2 protein-coding genes are annotated in these 1,045 nt (G+C 68.9%); one reads left to right on the top strand and one right to left on the bottom strand.

The genetic code is table 11. From position 1 onward, the window contains the following. Positions 1-647 (bottom strand): zinc-binding metallopeptidase family protein (locus tag ACFQEU_RS16485; RefSeq protein ID WP_465261176.1); only part of this gene is annotated, 647 nt, incomplete at its 3' end. Positions 648-695: 48 nt separating this feature from the next. Here ACFQEU_RS16485 and ACFQEU_RS16480 point away from each other — a divergent pair. Continuing rightward, a complete protein-coding gene (locus ACFQEU_RS16480) occupies positions 696-893 on the top strand; it encodes a hypothetical protein (RefSeq protein ID WP_379783911.1) in 198 nt (65 codons plus the stop codon). The last annotated feature ends 152 nt before the right edge of the window (positions 894-1,045 follow it).

Genomic DNA, 1,045 nt, shown 5'->3' with positions numbered 1-1,045 from the left:
CGCGCGCCGCGCAGGCCGAGCTCCTCTTGGACCGTCGATACGGCGTACACAGTGGCGTCGACGTCGGCGGTGGCGGCACGGCGGAGCCCCTCGGCGGCCGCCCACGTTCCGGTTCGGTTGTCGATCCCACGGGCCGCGATCCGGTCGCCGACGAGCTCCCGGAGGCCGGTGGAGAAGGTCACAGGGTCTCCGACCTCGACGTGTTCACGCGCCTCGGTGGCGTCGGCGGCGCCGATATCGACGAACTGGCCAGTGATCTCCTCGTACTCGTCTTCGGACGGATCACGGAGGTGGATCGCGGTCTGGCCGATAACGCCCTGCACGGGGTCGTCGGCGTGGACCGTCACGTGCTGGCCCTTCGAGACGGTCCGGTCGGAGCCGCCGACGGCCGCGATCCGCAGGAAGCCGTCTTCGAGGATGTCACGAACGATGAAGCCGATCTCGTCGCCGTGTCCCGTGACGGCGATCGTCGGCGCGTCGGGGTCGCCCTCGTGGACGGCGACGGCGTTGCCGTACGCGTCGGTGAATACGTCGTCGGCGAAGGCGTTGACGTACTCGATCCAGACGCGCTGTGTTGCCGTCTCGAACCCGGAGGGGCTCGGCGTCGCGAGGAGATCTTCGAGGAACGTTCGGTGTTTGTCGTCCATGTTCGTGGCTACAGGGCATCGAAAAAGAAGCCAGCGGTCCCGGCCTCGTTGAACGACGGTCACCAAAGGAGGCCGAACGGCGCGGGCGGCACGGACGATCCGGACGGCGCGGACGATCCGGACGGCGCGGATGGCCCGGACGGCACGGACGATCCGGACGGCGCGGATGACCCGGGGGATGCGGACGAGCGCACTGGTGAGTGCCGGGAAGGGACGGCACTGTTAACCGCCCGGAACGACAACTGACGGATATGTCAAAGAAATCCTTCACGCTGCTCGAACTCCACCTCGGCGACGGTGACATCCGGATCGGTCCGAACACGCTTCTCGGCGGGAGCGACGACGCCGCGGCCGACACGCCCCTCGACGGTGGCGGGGCGGGTGCGGGGACTGCCCCG

The organism is Halorubrum tibetense (assembly GCF_042661865.1).
In the GTDB taxonomy this organism is placed as follows: Archaea; Halobacteriota; Halobacteria; order Halobacteriales; family Haloferacaceae; genus Halorubrum; species Halorubrum tibetense.
This window is presented reverse-complemented; position numbering and strand designations above follow the sequence as displayed.